The 1,013-nt window shown below is 37.4% G+C and carries 1 protein-coding gene; it reads left to right on the top strand.

What is annotated here, in order from left to right:
- Nucleotides 1–423: 423 nt before the first annotated feature.
- On the top strand, nucleotides 424–1,013 hold a 590-nt coding region (locus CCU_RS13180; RefSeq protein ID WP_208896286.1), incomplete at its 3' end, for an aldehyde dehydrogenase.

The following is a 1,013-nucleotide window of genomic DNA, read 5'->3' as shown; positions in this document are numbered from 1 at the left end:
AAGTTGTATTGCCTTCTGGATTATACTGTCCAGTGGAGCGGAAGAGTCGCTTGAGAACTCCGAATGTATATGCGAATCACAGATGATCATTTTCTGTATACCTCCGTTTATAATCATTGCGTTTCATATTATAACATAAAACACTGAAAAAATATATAAAGTAAAGCTGTTGAGTAATCTTATTATTATCAAATTGTAGTAGAAACATTTTTTCTATAGCCTCAGCCCATTAGTATAATTTGTTAAAACAAATTTGTCTATTTTGGATAGATGATAACTAAAAAAATGAGATTAAGGCTTGAAATTTATACCTAAAGAATGTATGATTAGCTTGTGTATTTAACACGATTTATTTGCTACGTTCCCGCGTAGCAGATTGATAAATACTTTTATTATATTTCAAAAACCTAGGAGGAATAAAAAATGGCAGTAAAAGTAGCAATTAACGGTTTTGGACGTATTGGTCGTCTTGCATTCAGACAGATGTTCGGTGCAGAGGGTTATGAAGTTGTTGCAATCAACGATTTAACAAAGCCTTCAATGCTTGCAGATCTTCTCAAGTACGATACAGCACAGGGTGGATACTGTGGCAAGATCGGTGAGAACCTTCACACAGTTTCAGCTGATGATGAGGCTAACACAATCACAGTTGATGGTAAGACTCTTACAATCTACAAGGAGGCAGATGCAAACAACCTTCCTTGGGGTAAGATCGGTGTTGATGTAGTTCTTGAGTGTACTGGTTTCTACTGCTCAAAGGAGAAGTCAATGGCTCATATCAACGCAGGTGCTAAGAAGGTTGTTATCTCAGCTCCAGCTGGTAATGATCTTAAGACTATCGTATTCTCAGTTAACCAGGATACATTAACAGCTGATGATCAGATCATCTCAGCAGCTTCATGTACAACTAACTGTCTTGCACCAATGGCTAAGGCTCTTAATGACTATGCTCCAATCCAGTCTGGTATCATGTCAACAATCCACGCTTACACAGGTGATCAGATGATACTTGA

Source organism: Coprococcus sp. ART55/1, assembly GCF_000210595.1.
GTDB classification, from domain to species: Bacteria; Bacillota; Clostridia; order Lachnospirales; family Lachnospiraceae; genus Coprococcus; species Coprococcus aceti.
This window is presented reverse-complemented; position numbering and strand designations above follow the sequence as displayed.